The 18,684-nt window shown below is 37.5% G+C and carries 16 protein-coding genes and 1 pseudogene; 5 read left to right on the forward strand and 12 right to left on the reverse strand.

The window, feature by feature from the left end; genetic code table 11:
• Nucleotides 1-433: pseudogene (locus BM159_RS12065) on the forward strand (hypothetical protein); the annotation flags it as partial.
• A 155-nt stretch (nt 434-588) separates the two neighbouring features.
• On the opposite strand, the gene BM159_RS11295 reads toward BM159_RS12065, so the two are convergent.
• The 7 genes from BM159_RS11295 to BM159_RS11325 all read right to left on the reverse strand — a co-directional run bounded on the left by BM159_RS11295 (nt 589) and on the right by BM159_RS11325 (nt 8,208).
• Nucleotides 589-1,077 carry a zinc ribbon domain-containing protein gene (locus tag BM159_RS11295; protein WP_093914322.1) on the reverse strand — a complete coding sequence of 163 codons (489 nt, stop codon included), beginning with the start codon at nt 1,075-1,077 and terminating at the stop codon, nt 589-591.
• Nucleotides 1,078-1,169: 92 nt separating this feature from the next.
• Nucleotides 1,170-2,087: a double zinc ribbon domain-containing protein gene (locus BM159_RS11300; RefSeq protein WP_093914323.1), complete on the reverse strand. Its 918-nt coding sequence runs from the start codon at nt 2,085-2,087 to the stop codon at nt 1,170-1,172.
• Between the two features lie 85 nt (nt 2,088-2,172).
• Nucleotides 2,173-2,934 (reverse strand): HNH endonuclease, encoded by a 762-nt coding sequence (locus BM159_RS11305; protein WP_093914324.1) that lies wholly within the window; start codon nt 2,932-2,934, stop codon nt 2,173-2,175.
• Nucleotides 2,935-3,195: 261 nt separating this feature from the next.
• Nucleotides 3,196-4,089, reverse strand: coding sequence for a hypothetical protein (locus BM159_RS11310; protein WP_093914325.1), 894 nt, complete (start codon nt 4,087-4,089; stop codon nt 3,196-3,198).
• Between the two features lie 211 nt (nt 4,090-4,300).
• Nucleotides 4,301-4,999, reverse strand: coding sequence for a GIY-YIG nuclease family protein (locus BM159_RS11315; RefSeq protein WP_093914326.1), 699 nt, complete (start codon nt 4,997-4,999; stop codon nt 4,301-4,303).
• Between the two features lie 259 nt (nt 5,000-5,258).
• Nucleotides 5,259-7,232 carry a RecQ family ATP-dependent DNA helicase gene (locus BM159_RS11320; RefSeq protein WP_093914327.1) on the reverse strand — a complete coding sequence of 658 codons (1,974 nt, stop codon included), beginning with the start codon at nt 7,230-7,232 and terminating at the stop codon, nt 5,259-5,261.
• Complete coding sequence (locus BM159_RS11325; RefSeq protein WP_093914328.1) at nt 7,225-8,208, reverse strand: hypothetical protein; 984 nt, start codon at nt 8,206-8,208, stop codon at nt 7,225-7,227. The genes BM159_RS11320 and BM159_RS11325 overlap by 8 nt, the downstream gene beginning before the upstream one ends.
• Nucleotides 8,209-8,488: 280 nt before the next feature.
• Between BM159_RS11325 and BM159_RS11330 the strand changes: the two genes are divergently transcribed.
• The 4 genes from BM159_RS11330 to dcm all read left to right on the forward strand — a co-directional run bounded on the left by BM159_RS11330 (nt 8,489) and on the right by dcm (nt 12,832).
• Nucleotides 8,489-9,844: a Sau3AI family type II restriction endonuclease gene (locus BM159_RS11330; protein ID WP_093914329.1), complete on the forward strand. Its 1,356-nt coding sequence runs from the start codon at nt 8,489-8,491 to the stop codon at nt 9,842-9,844.
• A 5-nt stretch (nt 9,845-9,849) separates the two neighbouring features.
• Nucleotides 9,850-10,959: a hypothetical protein gene (locus BM159_RS11335; RefSeq protein ID WP_093914330.1), complete on the forward strand. Its 1,110-nt coding sequence runs from the start codon at nt 9,850-9,852 to the stop codon at nt 10,957-10,959.
• Nucleotides 10,937-11,368, forward strand: a complete 432-nt coding sequence (locus tag BM159_RS11340) for a very short patch repair endonuclease (protein ID WP_093914331.1) — start codon at nt 10,937-10,939, stop codon at nt 11,366-11,368. The genes BM159_RS11335 and BM159_RS11340 overlap by 23 nt, the downstream gene beginning before the upstream one ends.
• Nucleotides 11,369-11,614: 246 nt before the next feature.
• Nucleotides 11,615-12,832: a DNA (cytosine-5-)-methyltransferase gene (dcm, locus tag BM159_RS11345; protein WP_093914332.1), complete on the forward strand. Its 1,218-nt coding sequence runs from the start codon at nt 11,615-11,617 to the stop codon at nt 12,830-12,832.
• Nucleotides 12,833-12,935: 103 nt separating this feature from the next.
• On the opposite strand, the gene BM159_RS11350 is transcribed toward dcm, so the two are convergent.
• The 5 genes from BM159_RS11350 to BM159_RS11370 all read right to left on the reverse strand — a co-directional run bounded on the left by BM159_RS11350 (nt 12,936) and on the right by BM159_RS11370 (nt 18,621).
• The gene (locus BM159_RS11350) at nt 12,936-14,069 is read right to left on the reverse strand and encodes an HNH endonuclease family protein (protein WP_093914333.1); all 1,134 of its coding nucleotides are present in this window, start codon (nt 14,067-14,069) and stop codon (nt 12,936-12,938) included.
• An 18-nt stretch (nt 14,070-14,087) separates the two neighbouring features.
• Nucleotides 14,088-15,206 (reverse strand): adenine-specific methyltransferase EcoRI family protein, encoded by a 1,119-nt coding sequence (locus BM159_RS11355; protein WP_093914336.1) that lies wholly within the window; start codon nt 15,204-15,206, stop codon nt 14,088-14,090.
• Nucleotides 15,207-15,770: 564 nt separating this feature from the next.
• The gene (locus BM159_RS11360; RefSeq protein ID WP_093914334.1) at nt 15,771-16,931 is read right to left on the reverse strand and encodes a DNA cytosine methyltransferase; all 1,161 of its coding nucleotides are present in this window, start codon (nt 16,929-16,931) and stop codon (nt 15,771-15,773) included.
• 555 nt (nt 16,932-17,486) lie between these two features.
• Nucleotides 17,487-17,678, reverse strand: coding sequence for a DUF4926 domain-containing protein (locus BM159_RS11365; RefSeq protein WP_093914335.1), 192 nt, complete (start codon nt 17,676-17,678; stop codon nt 17,487-17,489).
• A 148-nt stretch (nt 17,679-17,826) separates the two neighbouring features.
• Nucleotides 17,827-18,621 carry an MBL fold metallo-hydrolase gene (locus BM159_RS11370; RefSeq protein ID WP_093913387.1) on the reverse strand — a complete coding sequence of 265 codons (795 nt, stop codon included), beginning with the start codon at nt 18,619-18,621 and terminating at the stop codon, nt 17,827-17,829.
• Nucleotides 18,622-18,684: the final 63 nt, after the last annotated feature.

Here is an 18,684-nt window from a genome sequence, read left to right on the forward strand (position 1 = left end):
CTACCCGCAGACCAAAGCCATACGAGAAAAGCGCTATAAGAAGTATTTGGACAGCAAAGGACAGCATTCAGGCAATAATGGCAACAAAACGAAACGGCACAATAAGCAGCCATCAATCACCCGGGCAAGCAGTCCCAAGCCCAAAGCCAAAGCCAAACCCAAACCCAAACCCAAGCCCCAGCCTGCCAATCTTAAGGATTACCTGGCTAAGAACAAGGGGCATTTTATAATGGCTCCTCCCTGCCCAAAGACAAAAGTTGATGAAAACAAAAAGCTGCTGCATGCATCCGTCGATAACCCGAAACATGGCGAAGGCTACATAGTCAGCGTTTCTGATACCGGGACATACCATGTTCTGTTCAGGGATGGGTACGACCAGGATTTTGCGTATAACGCCTTCGAATCAGGTTACCTAACATTGAAACAGCCCTGAATTTCCGCAAAGGATTTTTGTTGGCTAGACATTCCATGAGTTTCTTGTACTGATAGAGACATACAAAAAGCACTTCCAAACTACAGTGGAAGTGCTTTTTTTGATAAGATTGATAATACAGTAACAGCTAACATAAACAGAATGGAAATATATTATTACTTTTTATTTCCATACATGAAATAATAACATATTAATGCTACGATAATGCCACAAACGACAAATGTTAAACTGAAGCCTTCCCTCATAAATGATTTTATCATGCCTTTTGATAATACTTTCATAATAAAGAGAAGGAAAAAACCGCCAATGAGATATAGGATATATTTTATTATCGATGAAAATGATAAGCCTTCTTCAGTTTTCTGTTCTTTTGGTATTGAGTGCGAAGTATTATGGGCAGAGTTGTTTTGACCATCGGTTTTGGTATTGTATTGACCGGTTGTTATAGGAGAAGCCATCGAATTTGAATAATCATCACTTATGGAATTCCCGCAATACGGGCAGAAAACTCCTTCGGTTTCAATTTGGTTCCCACAATAAGGGCAAAAATTTGCTTCAACGATTTCTTGCAATCTACTCCCACATTGAGGACAGAATGTAAATTTATCATCAATCTCTATATTGCAGTTTAGACAAGATTTCATGATATGACTATTCTCCTAATTATTACTTTTAATAAAATTTCTACTGTAATTAATAGTATTTTAAGATAATCCTACAAATGTTACCAGTACTTTCAATATCCAAGCTTTTTCAACGTAGCTTCAGCATAATTTATACCATTGTCTGCAGATTTTTTGAACCATTTGATTGCTTCCTCTTCATTTTTTTCTATTCCTTTGCCGTAATAATACATGTGCCCTACATTGTATTGTGCTTGTCCGTCACCTTGCTCTGCCGCTTTCTTATACCACTTAAAGGCTTCTTTATAATCCTTTGTTACCACATGGCCCTTTTCATATTTTGAGCCTAGAATAAATTGCGCTTTACGAACCCCTTGCTCTGCTGCTTTCTTATACCACGAAATTGCTTCTTCTCTATTTCCCAAGCGACCACCAGAATCATATATAAGTGCTAAATTACACTGTGCTTGGGCATGTCCTAGTTCTGCTGCTTTTTTATACCATACAACTGCCTCTTTATGATTCTTACCTATACCGACACCATAATCATACATATAACCTACATGGTATTGTGCTTCAATGTCTCCCTGCTCAGCAGCCTTTCTATACCACTGAAAAGCACTTTCAAGGTTTCCTTTTTCCTCAAGACGTTGAGCATAACGTGTTTGTTCCACAGCAATCGAAGGTTGAACAATTCCAGCATCATACAGATTATCCTTGAAATTAAAATATAAAAATCCTAATATAACTAATACTCCAAGTAAAAGAACATAGATGTTACCAGTAGGAAGATTGGATGTTAGCTTTTTTTCATTATCTCCTTTAAAACCAGAAGTCGTTTCTGTATCATCTAATTTATTACCTGATAGTGAAGCACCGCAATGAGGACAGAAAGAGCCATTAGTTTCAATAAGACTTCCACACTTAGGGCAAGTTCTTCGTTCTTCTTTTGCTACCAACTGAGAACCGCATTTTTTACAAAATGCGTATTTATTGTCATATTCTAACTGACAACTAGGACAAATTTTCATTTCTTACTCCTCTTAAGATTCAAATACCGAAGAAATTTTAAAACAATTGAATGTTTTTTCGTCTAGCATTAATTATATCATACTCTCAAAAATCCTTATTTAAATTAATAAGTTGCGTTTCAATGTAATTTCTATCCAAATTATACTTGCGTATGAAATTGCCTAGGGTCATGTTTCCTTTTTTTAGATTGCAGTCACTACAAACATAAACCATATTCTCAATTGTCGACTGCCCCCCTTTATCTATAGGATAAATGTGATCCGCGTGTGCGTATCCATTGTAATTAATCAATCTCCCACAATATGGACAGTATTTGTTTTTTAAAAGTTTAGCTTTTACATCTTCAGCAATTTCTCGCACCTGGCGAGTGTTTTCTGCCATTTTATTTCTTTCTCTTAATCTTTTATTCTCGGCATTTTCTCTAATTACAATCTCTTTTTCTAAATCATGTAAAAAGCTAAGTTTTTCTTCGTAAGGTCTTCTTTTGATATAAAGATCTTGAGTACGTAAAACTCTATCTTGCATGTCGGTGTATTTTTTAAAATAATCATCAGCCAAAATACTAAAAGAATTAATGTCTTTGTTTAATCTTTCAACTTTTTCTCTATCGAAAATTCTATTAAAAAAACTACTTGCTTGTTTCTTTAAACCTTCTACTTTATCTGTATAGAATTTATATCCTTCCCAAAGAGATTCTGCCTTTTTCCTCAATTCTTTTTCATTTTTATTTAATTCTTCCAAACTTATATCAGGAATACTGAATTTCATCACTTCTAATTCTTTTAAACATGCGCTTCGCTTTTCCCTTAAACTCTTTAAACTTGCCCTCTTTATGCTAAATTTCATAATATGACTTCCTCCGCTTTTCTTTCTCTCAAACTGTACAAAAAAACTCAAAAACCTGGTAACAACCCCGGGGATGTTATGAAGGACTTTTGTGACAGAAATTTGGCTTACAGTTACAATGATGGATGATTTTTATGTGATAAAAATGCAAATCCGACGTAAAATAAATCAGCGCTACTTTGTTCAAATGAAAAATATCAAGTTTTAAATCAATTATTTCTTTCTTTTAATCTTTATTTTCCGTTCTTGATAAATTACAGATTAAGCAGCATTATTTCGTATATAACGCTCAACTGCTTCAGGAAATTCTTTAAGGATACTATCAATATACCAGCTATTAACTATATAGTGGCGGGCTTTAGGATCGGTATAATATAAGCTCTGTTTTATGTCTGAAAATGGAATTTTTATGTCAAATCTACTCCCTCTGCTGTTTATTATAATTGCTTGATCAAATTCCGATATGGAATACGAAAAAGGAACACGCTTAAAGTCATGAAAAATATTATTGGCATTATCAACTATCACAGCCCAGAGTTCGAGATCCCCGTTTAGTACATCATACTTTAGCGTAATATCATCCATTTTAGTAATAAAATTTCTGCGGCATTCGACATTATTCGCGTCCATTAATTCGTTACAATAGTTTTGAAAATATTGAACTATGTCTCGAAACATGCCCCTTACACTTACTTTCAATATAGTTTTTCTTTCTATGCAAAGAGGTTCTATAGTTGTATAATCATCCGGAATCAAGTAACTGCCATTCTTTGTTTCAGCGGAATGTAATATCCCACTACGTATATCAGAGTAAAATATCGATGAGATGTCCTCCCTAATATTAAGATACTCATTCATAAAAACAATGTAGTTCCATTTACTTTTTCTGTTTTCACTTTGCGGAAGTCCAAATCTGAATTGCATAAATGTATCTACAAGCAAGCACATTAAAGCCATAGCCGAAAATCCATTTCTGTTTGGGTCCTCTTCTATTAATTTGTGAATAGAATCCAGGTACCGGCCTTTAATTCTATCCTCAAATATTTGTACTGCAATTCGCCATATGTCTGGGGAGCTTTCCAAACTTAATCCTAAATCCACATAGTTTCTTCGGCTGAACCTTGGTGATATATATATGTCATTATTTATAAACATGATTTTAACCTCCCTGTTGCAGTTACTTCCTGAATAAACTCTTTATTTACATATATTATAGCATGGATATCCTGTTCTAATCTATTGGAAGGCACGCCTCTCGTTCTACCAAATGTCTGTACATAGACATATATGTTTATTATACACCCGACGTCTATATAAATAAAAAAATCCAGCCGAAAATCGACTGGATTTTAAGGAAAATATCATATTAGGATTTAACCTCCTGTTTTTTTCTGTATATATTGATTGACTGTCCTTTGCCATTTACCCAGTCATCCCATCCGTTACTGTGTTGGTTTAACACAACAACAATGGCATGATAAGGTGAACACTCACCAAGTTCAACATTTTCCAACAGTTTACCATTACTGTCTAAAGGAAGGGATGCCCGAACAGTTTTTGCTTTTTGAGTAACTCCAACGTCTTCTGTAACGCCAAGAACACTTCCTTTCAAAAGTGTCCATCTGCCATTATTAACAACTGCCGTTGCAGAAACAATTTTATTATCGGACAGTTTCTTCCTCTTAAAATAGTATGTGCCATTAGGAATCAAATTGCTTTCTTTGTTTTCAGTAGCATCGGCAAAAATCTCGCCTTTAGTTTCTGTTTTCGGATAAATAACCGTCCCTTCAAAAGAAGATAGAAGTTGTATAGCAGTATTTACATCTAATGCAAACAGCTCTGTATCAGATACACGACTTTTTGCGAAAATAGTATGAAGCAGGGCTTCTTTGTCATCGTAGTTTTCAACTTCAATAGCAAATATACGTTTTAGACCAGTTACATTTCTATAACCATCATGTTCCAAGTTATACATTCGCTGTTCAAAATTAGATGACCCCGTTTTTCCAATTTTGACTAACCCGGGAACAACTGATTTCATGATATAAATAATGCCCTTTGCCATTTTATCCCCGCTTTCTGCAATGATGTCTCTATATCGTTCTTTGTCGTTATAATAGCTATATCTTTCTATTTTACGACATCTGTAACTACAGCTTTTTCGATAACCCAACTGTAACCGGAAGCTATATATACAAATCAACTATTTTTACCTATTAACATTTATTAAGCATAATACCAATTCAGCAGAAACCAGTTTCATTATTTATTATTAATCTCTTAATCATCTTTCGTTGTTACTGACTTGGAATACGACATAGAATCTAATCAATACCCTTTATCTTATTTATTTCCGTTTCTGCATCTTGTGAAATAGCTCCAGTTTCATATGTTTTTATTAATTGTCCCGGATAGTATCTTTCATAAATATCCATTTTTTTTAACCAATTTTCGTTGTATTTTTCATTTCCGAGCATCCCAATATGTTCCCAATATAGCTCTGATCCATCATCAAGGATAATCGTAAAATCTGGATTAATGAATTTACCTGGTACATACTCTAATGGCCGTTCGTATTCATATTTAAGTCCGGACTTAGCTAGTAAATCGCATATAATAACTTCGGATTTGCTTCTCACCTGGTTCCCATCTACAGTTTTATATATGCGGTTTAGATGGTATTTATCCATACCAAGATATCGGGCAATCTCCTGATGCAAATGTTGTGAGTCCTGATTATCTTCAATCAAGTAAACAAAATAGTCCAAAAGATCATGCTTGTACTTCCTTTTCTCAGCTATATCGTCTAACATTATTGCCATTTTCTCATCAGATATTTCTGTATCAGAAACATCTATTACAAGCCAACGTTCCAATGCCTTGCTCAGTTTTGCGTTACCTGACAACACCGCCTTGTAGACTGCCTCCGACAATTCTTGAGGCGTTATATTGTTCTTTTTTACAGTCTTGACATAACCTTTTGCTTCAGTACTATTGTAGTATTTTTGTAAAATCGAGTCCTTGATGTCGTATAACTCTGATAAACCCGAGAACCCTTTTGCCACCAGAGTTATCAAGCCGCATTTAATGTAATACGGCAGACATTGTTGTATATCTTCATTATCGAAATACTGAAAAACTCTGCATCCCGCTCTTTTTCCTATGTTTTTATAAACCTCACGTAGCTTGGCTTCACTAGGAAAAGACCCATCAATAAAATGCTTCCGTTTTACGTCTATGTTTTTATTTGAGTACAAAAGATATGCATTTGCACTACTGATTTTACGAGCAGCTCTCCCGACTTCCTGATAATATTGTTCTGCAGACTCTGGAATCATAAAGTGAATGACCACCTTGATATCCGGAATGTCTACTCCCATACCAAATGCATTTGTAGCAAAGACCATATTGATTTCACCAGATTTGTACTGCTCTATTACCTCCATACGTTCATTGGCAGACATATCTCCATGAAATAATGTAGCTTTATATCCTTTATGTAAGGCGGTTTGTGCCAGTCCTTCAACACCACGGTCACCCTTTTTACGATATAAATAAACGAGAATCTTCTCGTCCCTGTGCATTTTAATAAGTTCCCAAAATTTTCTCTCCTTCTCCTCCTCATTAACAAACTTCATTACATGAAGCTGTATTTCATTTCTCATTAAGATAGTCTCTTTCAGAATATTATCTTTCTCAATCATAAAGGAAGCGCAGATATCATTTAATTCCATGGGATTGAGCGTGGCTGTCAATGCAAGAATTCGAGCCCATTTTCCTTCTCCGTATAGGTTGTTTAGGAAATCGGGTATACGTTTATAAAACGGTCTAAAGCTCATTCCCCACTGGCTTACGCAATGCACCTCGTCGATTACAATGAGCTTGATTTCATCCTTCCGTTGTTTCAGGCAGTACTCAAAATATCCATCGGTTGCAATTTTTTCAGGACTTGCAAAGATAAACTTAGGATTTATCTTTTTATTTGCAAAATCCGACATAACGTTCATCTGCTTCATTGCATCGATCCCGCCGTGAATTTCCAATGTCTCGTACCCCTGCTCTTTTATTTTTTGTGCCTGCTCTGCAATTAAAGCTGTCAGCGGAGATATAACAATACTTATCCCTTTAAGCTCTGCGGCAGCCATCCAATATATAGCCGATTTTCCGCCACCAGTGGGCATAATGCAAAGAGTACTACCTTTTTTTACAACATTTTTAATTACTTTCTTCTGAAACTCCTTTAGCTTAAAACCTAGCTTTGGAAATAACACCTTAAAATCTTTATCCAAATCAAGCATCGCCCTTCGCCCCTTCTCTTATCTGAGCCTTCAGGAAAGATATTTCACTTTCATGTTTCGTAGCAATGTATTCCAGAAACGCATCAACTATTACATAGCGATATTCAGTATCTATGTAGACGTTATACTCTGCCGCTTTATCCCGCAACATCTTATAAATCTCAAAAGCATAATAAGCGAACAACTCATATGGATAAAAGTAGTTCTGCTGGGTAATGGTTTTATCGCGGTCTATCATCAGAAACTCTGAATCAGTTCTGCAACCAAACGTTTCTTTCCCGGTTAAATACCATAGCGCCCAGATAGCACTACGGCTACGATTAGGGAATATAGCCGGGTGCACTTTATAAAGCATGTGAGTCTTTATTCCACCACCGATGACACCATAAGCAGTATATTCGTCGGTATCTAATAAACCCATATCTAAATCTTGGTAGGTCTTCGCGTTTTCATAGGTATTGGGATCGTATTTTTTCTGGTACTCATCTCCGAATATGCAAAGATTGGTTACAACTTTTAACAGCCAATCTGCATCTGCCATAGAAAAACTGATTCTGTATTTATCAAGCTCTTTCGCTTTCTTGTTAGCAAGTGTTTTTCTAATTATAGGGCATTCATTCTTTAATGTTTTTGATTTAAAACTATATGCATCGTCTTCCAAATCCTCCAACCAATTCTTCTTCAGGATATTTATATAGTTAACACGATCTTGTTCAAAATCATTAATGGATTCTCGTATGATAGCTTTATAATTCTCAGATAAATCTCCCTTTTTCTTTTTCGCTTGACCTGCAACTCTAAATTTTTCCTGAAGTCCCTGAAAACGTTCTAATGTAACTCCTTTTCCTGCTGTAGAATCCAAAAAGCTCTCAAAATACTGACCAAAATTTTTTCTTATAACATCCAATACTTTTTCGATATGTTCTTTAGTATAACAAACATCTTCAACTCCGCTATTATCCATTTTTGTATACATAATTGCTCCCCCTTGTGAACAATAACAGCTTCACTAGTATTCTATTTAATCTTCTTCAACATCCAAAGAAACCTCAAAGTGTTCCTGTTTCGACGTCGGAATCAAGTGGTGTGGTTCAGTATATGGCTTCTTTAAAAAACTATCTATATAAAAATTATAGCATAATATGGACATCAAAAAAATCCCCTAACGTACTCCTATGCCAAATTGTCGAAACAATGATATAATTACTTGAAATCCATAGTAAAAAACTCATTATTTTCCATTATGGAGATTGGTTATGAAAGGGACTAAATACACCACTAAAGAGTTACTATTGGAACGGGCGAAAGAAGCCATAGGGATTCCTTTGAAAGACATCGATATTACCGGCAGGCTGGCTACCGGCAAAGGTGCAATAGGCACGATGATAGAAGAATGCTGGTTTGGCTATACCCCTAATTCGGAATCAGAGCCTGATTTTCCAGAAGCCGGGGTTGAGCTGAAAGTCATCCCTTACATAAGCGGCAAGGCCGGCATTCGCGCCAAAGAACGATTGGTCTGCAACATTATCGACTACAACGAAGAATATAAAAAGACTTTCAAGGCCAGTTCCTTTTGGCATAAATGTCAAACAATGCTCTTGATGGTATATGAAAATATCAAGAATCAGTCCAAAGGCGACTTCATGATCAGCAATGCACTTCTGTTCAGTGCCCCGGACGAAGACCTGGCAGTCATAGAACATGATTGGCAAATCATCATGGACAAAATACGTGCAGGACGAGCACATGAGATATCGGAAGGGGATACCATGTACCTGGCAGCCTGCACAAAGGGCGCGACGGCCGAAAAATCTTTTCGGACACAACCATTTTCCGACATCAAAGCAAAACAGCGAGCCTACTCCCTGAAGCAATCATACGTTTCGGAGATTCTCCGAAGGTATGTGTTCGGCATTGAAGAAAACGAGCACATCATTAAATCCGTAGATGATTTGCACCGCACTTCTTTCGAAGAATTGGTCATAAATAAACTGAAACCATATTATGGAAAATCCAGGGACCAGCTAAAAGCCGAACTAGGAATCCACAGTACCGCTAAGAATCAGAACGAACTTATATTAGCCGGTATGCTGGGCATCAAAGGCAGAATAGCCAATACTGCCGAGTTCAAAAAAGCCGGTATCGTTCCAAAGACCATACATATAGAACCCAACGGTGCTATCAAGGAGAGTATGTCCTTCCCCACCTTTGACTTCATCAAACTAAGTATGGAAGATACTTGGGAAGAGTCAGAATTATATAATTACCTGGCGCCGACCAAGTTCCTTTTTGTTATCTTTCGCAAAAATGCCGCCGGCGGCTCCACATTCGCAGGTGCCCAATTTTGGAATATTCCTGCTGCCGATTTGGATGAGGTAAAAACAGTTTGGGAAAAAACCGTTCATATCATTCGGGAAGGGGTGCAGCTCACTTCGACCCGACGAGGAATATGTAACAATCTGCCCAAAAAAACAGATAATCCCGTTGCTCACGTCCGTCCACATGCAAAAGACAGCAATGATACCTTACCTTTACCTGATGGCAGAAGAATGACCAAGCAGTGCTTTTGGCTGAACAACAGCTATATTAGAAAGTTTATTAAGGAGCAGTGATAATCATGTACAGGATACGGGAACTTGAAACCTTATTGAAATGCACATACCCCAAAAAGAAAACTCTCAGGACCCAACGAAAACGCGAAGAGAATATTACTGCGCTTCAAAATCTGATACGGTCATCTATCGAAACTAATGAATTGGTTTTTGAACAAAGGGAAGAAAGGCTCAAGCTTTATGAAACAGCAGAAGGGGAAAAAATTTATATTCAATATCCTGGAAAAGAAAGTGTGCAAAAGGGTGATAATAAAAGGCCTTATGATTTCCGTCCAAAAATCCTTACTCCTGACGGTAATTCGGTAATAGATCTTCAGTTTAAAAATATTTGGGGCATTATTGAAGATTTGAATCATCAACAGCATAAGATTTTGAAACTCATGTCCTGTATCTTTTTTAGGATGGGAAGAATGCTCAATCATCAGTTTGTAGAAGAATGTTATTCTTGCGAAATAATCAACCCAAAGGGAGAAGTTATAGAACGATGTAACCGACACCTTGCATGGAATAAATTCTCTATGGATACTGAAATATTGGAATCCCTGAACTTTCATTGTGATAAATTGATGATAAATAGTGACGTCTCAATATCTATGGAAGCATTTTTGTGTTTTTTTGACCTCCTAATGAATAACGAAGATAGCAAATATTATTATGCTAATAATAAACTTACTGATGCACGGATAAACACAGGTGATTCAATGCTTCTTTTATCCTCTACGTTACATGGTAATATAAGATTATCGACCCTGCTACAGAAATTTGTGTCCGGCTATGGAGTTTGCCATTGTAATGTAGACGAAATCGAACCAGCCACAAATAATCTTGTTCATATCATAGATTTCAAATCGCTCATCACGAACACTCTCCATAGATACAATTTGAATTACCGTAATAGTGCCACCATCAGAACCGGCACTTCTAAGATAAAAGCCATGTTTAGAATCGATGAGCCCAGAATAGCAATTCTCAATACTGATGACAGCGATGCTAACTCAGTTTTGTCAGCTGAAGGTTGGACAGTTTTTTTCCTGGATGATTTACTTGATAAAACCCAATTTGCTGACTTCGAAGAAAGATTGGTCAATTATAATGAAACATCCCAATCACTATGACACTACTCCCGCAATAAGTCATCGCATGGCTCATGTGCATCTTAAAAAGGGCAAAGCCGAAACATTGCTTGCTAAAAAACTATGGCATAATGGCTTCCGTTACAGGCTGAATTACAAGAAGCTTCCCGGTTCCCCTGATATTGCTATAACGAAACATAAGATAGCCGTTTTCGTCGACGGTGAATTTTGGCATGGATATCAGTGGGAAGAAAGAAAGCCTCGTCTCAAAGCTAACAGGGACTATTGGATCGAAAAAATCGAAGAAAACATCGCCCGCGACAAACGAAACGACGCCCTGTTAACAAAAGATGGGTGGTCCTGTATGCATTTCTGGGAGAAAGATGTATTAAAGAACACTGATACCTGTGTACAGATGATATTACTTGCAATCAGAGAAAAAAATCAGTGAATCCATAACTGCCGAGATACATTATTATGTTGGACATTGCTGATAGTATATGAAAAACTAATGGTAAAAAAGTAAGTTATAAAAAAGTGCAGTGGTTGTTGCGCGAACATTTATTTTATGTTATAATATTTATGTAGACATATGTTCTGCTTTTTAGGGCCAATGATCCATCGTCTGATGGTGCTAACAGGGGAAATCCCCAGGCCAAAATTACAAGTGTGATGGCTGCAATGCCAAGGAGGACTTATGGAAAAAACGATTTGTGAACTTTTCGCCGGCGTCGGCGGATTCCGGCTGGGTTTCGACCGTCTCGGGACCGGCTGGAAGACCACCTGGTTCTCACAATGGGAACCGGGTGCAAGAACACAGTGGGCACATAAGTGTTACGTAGCCCACTTCAATGATTCTCCGGATATGAACGGAGAGTATCATACTGCAGAGGATATCGCGGCAGTCAGTAAGGAAGCTATACCTGACCACTCGGTTCTGGTTGGTGGTTTTCCCTGCCAGGATTATAGCGTGGCACACAGCCTGTCTTCTGCTAAAGGGATAGAAGGTAAAAAAGGTGTATTATGGTGGCAGATTCGGGATACCATCATCGCCAAAAAGCCCCCCTTCTGTTTATTGGAAAACGTCGACCGTCTTCTGAAATCCCCTGCCAGTCAACGGGGCCGCGACTTTGGTGTGATGCTGGCCTGCCTTGACCAATTAGGTTATATAGTTGAATGGCGGGTCATCAACGCCGCGGTATACGGCGCAGCGCAGCGCCGGCGCAGGACATTCATCTTCGCTTACAAAAAGGATACCGCCTATGCACAACGGATGTCCGCCTGCTTACCGGTAGATATCATCAGCCAACAAGGTTTCTTTGCCACCGGCTTCCCTATAGAAACTATAGAAAAAACCTGCGATACCTCTTTTCCCGCCGACCTGGTAGAAATATCCGATACCTTTGAATTCCGGTTTGAAAATGCCGGGTTCATGAAAAACGGAAAAGTCTATACTGCTCCCGTGAAAGAAATAGAAGAAACTCCAACCCTGCTCGGAAGTGTTCTGCAGGCAAATGTTGATGAGAATTACTACCTCACCACTGAAGACATGGCAAAGTGGGCATACATGAAAGGTGCAAAAAAAATACCCCGCAAGTCTTCTAATGGACATGAGTATGTTTTTTCTGAAGGCCCCATCGCTTTCCCGGACCCGTGGGACCGCCCCAGCCGGACGATGCTCACCAGCGAAAGTACAAAGAACCGGAGCACTCATGTGGTATCTGATCCCGGAACCGGTCGCCTGCGTCTGATAACCCCCGTTGAGGCAGAACGCTTACAGGGCTTTGACGATAACTGGACCGATACCGGTATGCCGCCACGCATGAGATACTTCTGCATGGGTAATGCACTAGTTGTACCGATGATAACAAGGATGGGTAAAGTTTTAGATAGAATTATTAATGAAGAGCCTTAATAACGCAAGATTATTAAAGCCCTGCCTGATGGCAGGGCTTTTGTTATGAAAACAGGAATTATCTGTTGTTTCATTTTTTCTTAATACATTCGATGGTAACCCCTTATTTCTTCGGTTTACTATATTTTGCTTTCTTTTCTAAATTACATTTCTGACAAAGCATCTGACAATTTTCTAATACCGTCTTACCACCCAACGACCACGGCTTAATATGGTCGCCCTGCATCTGGTCAAAATCAAACGGCTCACCGCAAATAGCACAAATACCTTTTTGCTTTTCATACGCCGTCCGTTTTTCATTATCACGAAATTCACGCAAAGAAAGATATTTTTCATCACCACTTAACAGGTATTCATAAATTCCAGATTTCTTACCAACTTCATCATCTGCCATCAAAGCATCAACTTTATCTTCCAAAGATACCTTAAATTTATCCGCATACTTATTATACAAAATACCCCATTTTAAGCCTTTCATTTCCTTACGAGGTTTCTTTCCTTTCGGGGTAGGAAATACAGTTTCAATCCATTTGATTACCGTCCTAAAATAATTCAAAAGTTCTTCAGCATTTGCTTCATGCTGATTATCTGCCATATAATCTTCTATCGTAATATTTTCTTTATCCGCAATCCATGAAAGAGCCGTTTCAAGAAAATCCTGCCGTTTCGGTTCACCTTTAACATATGGCTCACCAATTTTTATCCCTACCCCTGACGGCTTACTAAACTTTTTCTTTGCATCAGCAAGCCACGAACCGGTATAAATGGCATTTCGTAATTCCTGGGGGGTGAGTTCTTCCCCTACAATATTAATAATTTTAAACCAGTCCAATTTTTCTTTTTCTGTACCATCACAAATATAAATATTTAATTTATAATCTAAAATCTGTTGCTGTTCATCAGTAGTCAAATTACCAAAACCCCGATGGTCAATCGAAAAATCACCAGCTACATACTGACCAATAGAAATAGTCCGTTGCTGCCCATCCATCAGTTCATAAGTATCTTCACCTTCATCATTTTTTCCTGAAACACTCCAATACATTACATTCAAAGGAAATCCCTTCCGAATAGTACGAATAACTTCATCACGCTGATTATCTTTATAAATAAACTCTCTTTGAAATGGAGGACGAACATCTAACCGTCCATGATAAGCGACTACACCATTATCAGCACTATCAAGATACCCGGCGACAACCTCACTGATTGGAATTTCATACATTTCAATTTTCATAACACACCTACTTTCACTTTAACTTTTTTTACGAATCAAAATACGCCCATATGGTATTTTTGCTTTATCATTTATATAATATACAAGATGTTTCCAACCTACGGAAATTTGACCTGTATTTCCTTGTAAATAATAATCATTTACAAATTCTTCTGAAACACCAACACCACCAATTTCAATAAACATATCACCTTGTCCAAATCCTATAATTTCAAATTGTTCAGGATTATATTTATCTAAAAATGTAATAGGTACACCCATTACCCTATCATAATCACAAGGAATTTCTGCGGTCTTATTTACATTGATAGCATCATAATTATCATATTTAGGATATTCTTCCGAATTATATTCTTTGTATAAATCTAAATCTTCATGACGTTCTTCATAATCTACATTAGTATACCATCTAACCCCTTTAACTCGAATATATTTATTTCCATTAGCATCAATACGACTTCCACTTGCCGTTAATGGATAACTATCAGGAACTCGAAATTCTCTGTCGCCACTATGAATAGAAGCTCCAAGCCACAGCTTATTGTTTTTTATAAGTGTAAAAATTTCCTTATATGTAATAGCATTGACATTACCTATGATTATAAACTTTTTATCATATTCAACAAGTTGGGCAATATACTCACGGAATAAAGAGAACGGCGGATTTGTCACTACAATATCAGCTTCTTTTAATAAAGCGATACTTTCTTCTGACCGAAAATCGCCATCGCCCTTAAGATACCGAATTCGATGTTTAATAATTTCTTTTACGTCTTCTAAATCTTCTCGACCATCGCCAGTAACGTCTTTTAATTCCGTCAGCGTAACTTTATATGCCCGTTTTCCAGTAATTTTATATTCTTTCCCCTGATTCTCAAACAATCCAAATTCTTCTCCAGCAACAGGAGACCCGGTGTAACTTACAGAAATAAGTTTCTTTAATTTTAACCGATTAAAATTCAAAGCAAAAAATTTAAAAAAATTACTTTCATACGGGTCATCACAATTACAATAAACAATTTTACCTTCAAAATTGCTCTTAAAAAATTTCATTTCCTTTTCAATATCAACAAGCTGAGTATAAAACTCATCTTTCTTATTCTTTTTTGCATTAGTAAGACCCTCAACGGTTGGCATAATCATCACCCCATATTTCATTTCCAATATTATAACATTATTTTCCCAGAACGGCAGATTTTCTTTTACGAATTAAAATCCTTTTATAAACGCCCTTTCCTTCTATTTCAAATTGTCCATGAGTTATGCCATCGCCACCATCACCATTTAAATCATGTTCATGTCCTATAATTTCAAATTGTTCAACCTACTAAAAATAAAGAACCTACCTTAATAGGCAGGTTTACATTTTGACTGATTTCTCAGTTACTTCTTCAATTCAGTAATTTGCAGCAGGAACAAGCATCATCAACGTAATACAGCCCTCTTTACAGGTTATGACAGTTCTTTTCGTGTTTAGATTGTTTTAATCTGCGACAATAGTGCCATTAATTAGCTTATATTTAGATACTTTTTGCTTTTCTTCGTTTGCTGAATAAACGTTTTGGAAATAAATCATAACCACTTCTTGTGAATAATAGTAATTACCAAAAAACTTAACATTATAACAAAATACAAGATCTGTTTTATTATATAGCCTTATCAATTTACATTCCAAATGATAACTATTCTTCAGATTCAAGATTATTTCAGCATGGAGAAAATCTCATATGCTAATAATACAGGCACAGCATTTCCAATTTGTCGATATTGAGAACTCCGTTTCCCATAAAAACGAACGCTGTCGGGAAAACTTTGAGCACGGGCAGATTCTCTAACAGAAATGACTCTATCTTGATTAGGATGAAATACCGCTGACCAATACGGATAAGGCCTAGATAAAATGGTATTAAATACCCCATCTTCTGACAACTTACCAAAGCGATTCCCGTACCTTGAATCGCCATACTTTAAAAGATTTCGAGGTTTTAATTCTTCTGGCAAATCATTCCATCCCGAACCATTTTTATTTGATAGCGCTAGACATCTTTCGTATTGTATTGTGCCAAGTCTATTTGTTACATGATTATAAGTTAACCCTTTTTCATTTCTAAGTATTTTTTGGTAATCGGATAAAGGTTCAGATTCATATATTACTTCCTCAATGCCACTTCCATTTTCTATTCTGGGCAAATCTGAAATAGCATCACCTACAGTAATGAAAGGCAAAAGCCCATTATCTCCCTTTATTGGTTTGATAACACTATCGCGAAATTGCGTGGCGCCAAAAATAGTAGTTCTAGGAAAGTTATATTTAGGTAGTGGAAATGCTGGAATCGACAAATCACCATATGAACCCCAAATAAACACTCTCCATCTATTTTGAGGAAGACCATAATAACCTGCTTGTAATATTCCAAGTCGTGTATTATATCCTAATTCATTAAGTGTAGTTAATAATAATCTAGGGGTAGCACCACCTGCAAGAGAAAGCATACCCGGTACATTCTCAAGTAAAACATAACGTGGTTTTAGATAATCAACAAACGCTAAAAACGTTTCCATTAATGAATTTCGGGGATCGTCTGGATTTCGGAAACGATTGTAACCGCTAAATCCTTGACATGGCGGTCCGCCAGCTATCACGTCAACATCTCCAGGTTTGGGCAAGTTTTCATCTCCGCAAATTAGTCGCGTCAAAAGAATATTAGCATCTTCCATAAACAAAGTAGTATTCGGATGGCTATTTCTATATGTTTCACAGGCATTAGAATCTATTTCGTTAGCCCATTTAACAGTAATACCAGCTTTCTCCATGCCCAAAGAAAGTCCACCAGCTCCGGCAAAAAGGTCAAAGGCATTCATTTCTATTTATTCACTCCAAAAAACAATTTTTATTATTGTAAACCTTTTCCGTTCTCTTAATAATATTATTGTATCATTTCTACAACAAATATACTAGTTAAAAATGTTGTATACAACAATATGACACAAAAAAGAAAAGTTGCGGTTTATAAGCCGTTTTTCAGGTTCTTATATACTGCAACAAAATGTGTACTTTTTGTCATTTCCATTGAAAACTTTTCACGACAAACCATCACAAAATGCTTCTGCCCTTTTCCCAAAAACAAAAAAACAGCGCTTAATCATATTTAATGATTAAGCACTGAAGTTTAGAAAAAATCCGAATTTGTCGGCTAAACGATACTCCATTTTCGCCGTATCGTATGCCATAAAAGACAAGTCTGTGCTGTAATATAAACAAAGAAAAAAGCACCGCTTGGTTTACTGGCACTGGCTCCGCACGAACCGTCGACCAGCAAAGCAAGGATGCTTTGTTTAAATCCATTATAGTAGTAGATGAAACGAAAATCAAGACGGAAAAGGATTTGCGTTATACGATACTCCGTTTTCGCCGTATCATTCAACAAAATCTGAAACAAGTTCTATGATATCTGCCGGAGTTGTAACTACATCAATGGTATTTCCATTGGCATCATAATACTCAACTTCAAAATGTGTACCGTCATATTCCAATACAATTGTTCCCTCAGTACCCAAAGGAAGTCCGTTAAATTCTCTCTTAAGCTTTACAACATCTAATTCTTTCAATTTTAGCCCTTCTTCTCATTGAACAATCAGTATTAGACACTACACTTCGATTTGTACGATTATCATCGACTCACTTAATTATAACAAAACAGCCGCAGAAAAATCTACGGCTGTTAGAAAAACAACAATTTATAAAACCGGGTTCTGTTCAGTTAAACGCCAGCGTCTCCCCGTCTTCAGGCATCAAATATTCCACGCCGCGCTTTGCCAGCAAGCCGCGCATTGTATAACGGGTTATGGATGCATGCGCCACTGTATCCATATGGCTGATGACAATCTGCGCATCCGGTACGGTCCTGGCAACCGCTTCCACATCTTCGTCATTCATGATTAACCGTCCAAAACCGACCAGTTCCGCAGCGCAGGCGTTCAATACCACCACATCCGGCGTAAAAGTCTGCAGCGTCTTTTTTATTTCTGTAGTCCAGATCGTATCCCCTGCAACATACAGTGTCTTTTCCTGTTTTGCCTGAAATAAAACACCGCATGCTTCTCCGCAGGGTTCTATCACGCCATGCAACGCCGGTGTCCGGGTGATTGAAACATCACCGCAGGCATACGCGGTTTCCCCTAACACAAGGACCTGTTCAAAGCCGGATGCACGGAACACCTTGCCGTCTGTTTCATTCTGCACCAAAACAGGCACCGTTTTGTCCAACAATCCTCCTACCGTGCCATCCGGCGCCATGTCAACATGGTCAGGATGAATATGCGTTACAATATAATAGTCTACGCCTTTCAGTATTTCCTCTACCGGTTCAGGCAGCGCGCACATTGGCATCGGTATCCCTTCTTTCGCTGTATCCGGAACATGAAACGGATGATTCGGGATATCCAAAAAACATCCCATCCGTCCTTTTTCCAAAAGCCAGGGATCTATCAGAAACGTCTTGCCTGCATATAAAACGCGAATCGTTGCATTGCGAATCTGTTTGATTTCCATAAAGCACCTCCACCGTTTTTTTTAATTATAGCAAAACAGCCGCAGAAAAATCTACGGCTGTTA

Source organism: Succiniclasticum ruminis DSM 9236, assembly GCF_900112895.1.
In the GTDB taxonomy this organism is placed as follows: Bacteria; Bacillota; Negativicutes; order Acidaminococcales; family Acidaminococcaceae; genus Succiniclasticum; species Succiniclasticum ruminis.

Coding starts and splice junctions, on each gene's coding strand:
- BM159_RS11300 (WP_093914323.1), bottom strand. CDS start 2,087: ATGAAAATTTGTCCTAGTTGTCAGTTAGAATATGACAATAAATACGCA.
- BM159_RS11355 (WP_093914336.1), bottom strand. CDS start 15,206: ATGCCAACCGTTGAGGGTCTTACTAATGCAAAAAAGAATAAGAAAGAT.
- BM159_RS11360 (WP_093914334.1), bottom strand. CDS start 16,931: ATGAATGCCTTTGACCTTTTTGCCGGAGCTGGTGGACTTTCTTTGGGC.
- BM159_RS11350 (WP_093914333.1), bottom strand. CDS start 14,069: ATGAAAATTGAAATGTATGAAATTCCAATCAGTGAGGTTGTCGCCGGG.
- BM159_RS11340 (WP_093914331.1), top strand. CDS start 10,937: ATGAAACATCCCAATCACTATGACACTACTCCCGCAATAAGTCATCGC.
- BM159_RS11325 (WP_093914328.1), bottom strand. CDS start 8,208: ATGTATACAAAAATGGATAATAGCGGAGTTGAAGATGTTTGTTATACT.
- BM159_RS11310 (WP_093914325.1), bottom strand. CDS start 4,089: ATGTTTATAAATAATGACATATATATATCACCAAGGTTCAGCCGAAGA.
- BM159_RS11330 (WP_093914329.1), top strand. CDS start 8,489: ATGAAAGGGACTAAATACACCACTAAAGAGTTACTATTGGAACGGGCG.
- BM159_RS11320 (WP_093914327.1), bottom strand. CDS start 7,232: ATGCTTGATTTGGATAAAGATTTTAAGGTGTTATTTCCAAAGCTAGGT.
- BM159_RS11305 (WP_093914324.1), bottom strand. CDS start 2,934: ATGAAATTTAGCATAAAGAGGGCAAGTTTAAAGAGTTTAAGGGAAAAG.
- BM159_RS11295 (WP_093914322.1), bottom strand. CDS start 1,077: ATGAAATCTTGTCTAAACTGCAATATAGAGATTGATGATAAATTTACA.
- BM159_RS11335 (WP_093914330.1), top strand. CDS start 9,850: ATGTACAGGATACGGGAACTTGAAACCTTATTGAAATGCACATACCCC.
- BM159_RS11315 (WP_093914326.1), bottom strand. CDS start 4,999: ATGGCAAAGGGCATTATTTATATCATGAAATCAGTTGTTCCCGGGTTA.
- dcm (WP_093914332.1), top strand. CDS start 11,615: ATGGAAAAAACGATTTGTGAACTTTTCGCCGGCGTCGGCGGATTCCGG.
- BM159_RS11370 (WP_093913387.1), bottom strand. CDS start 18,621: ATGGAAATCAAACAGATTCGCAATGCAACGATTCGCGTTTTATATGCA.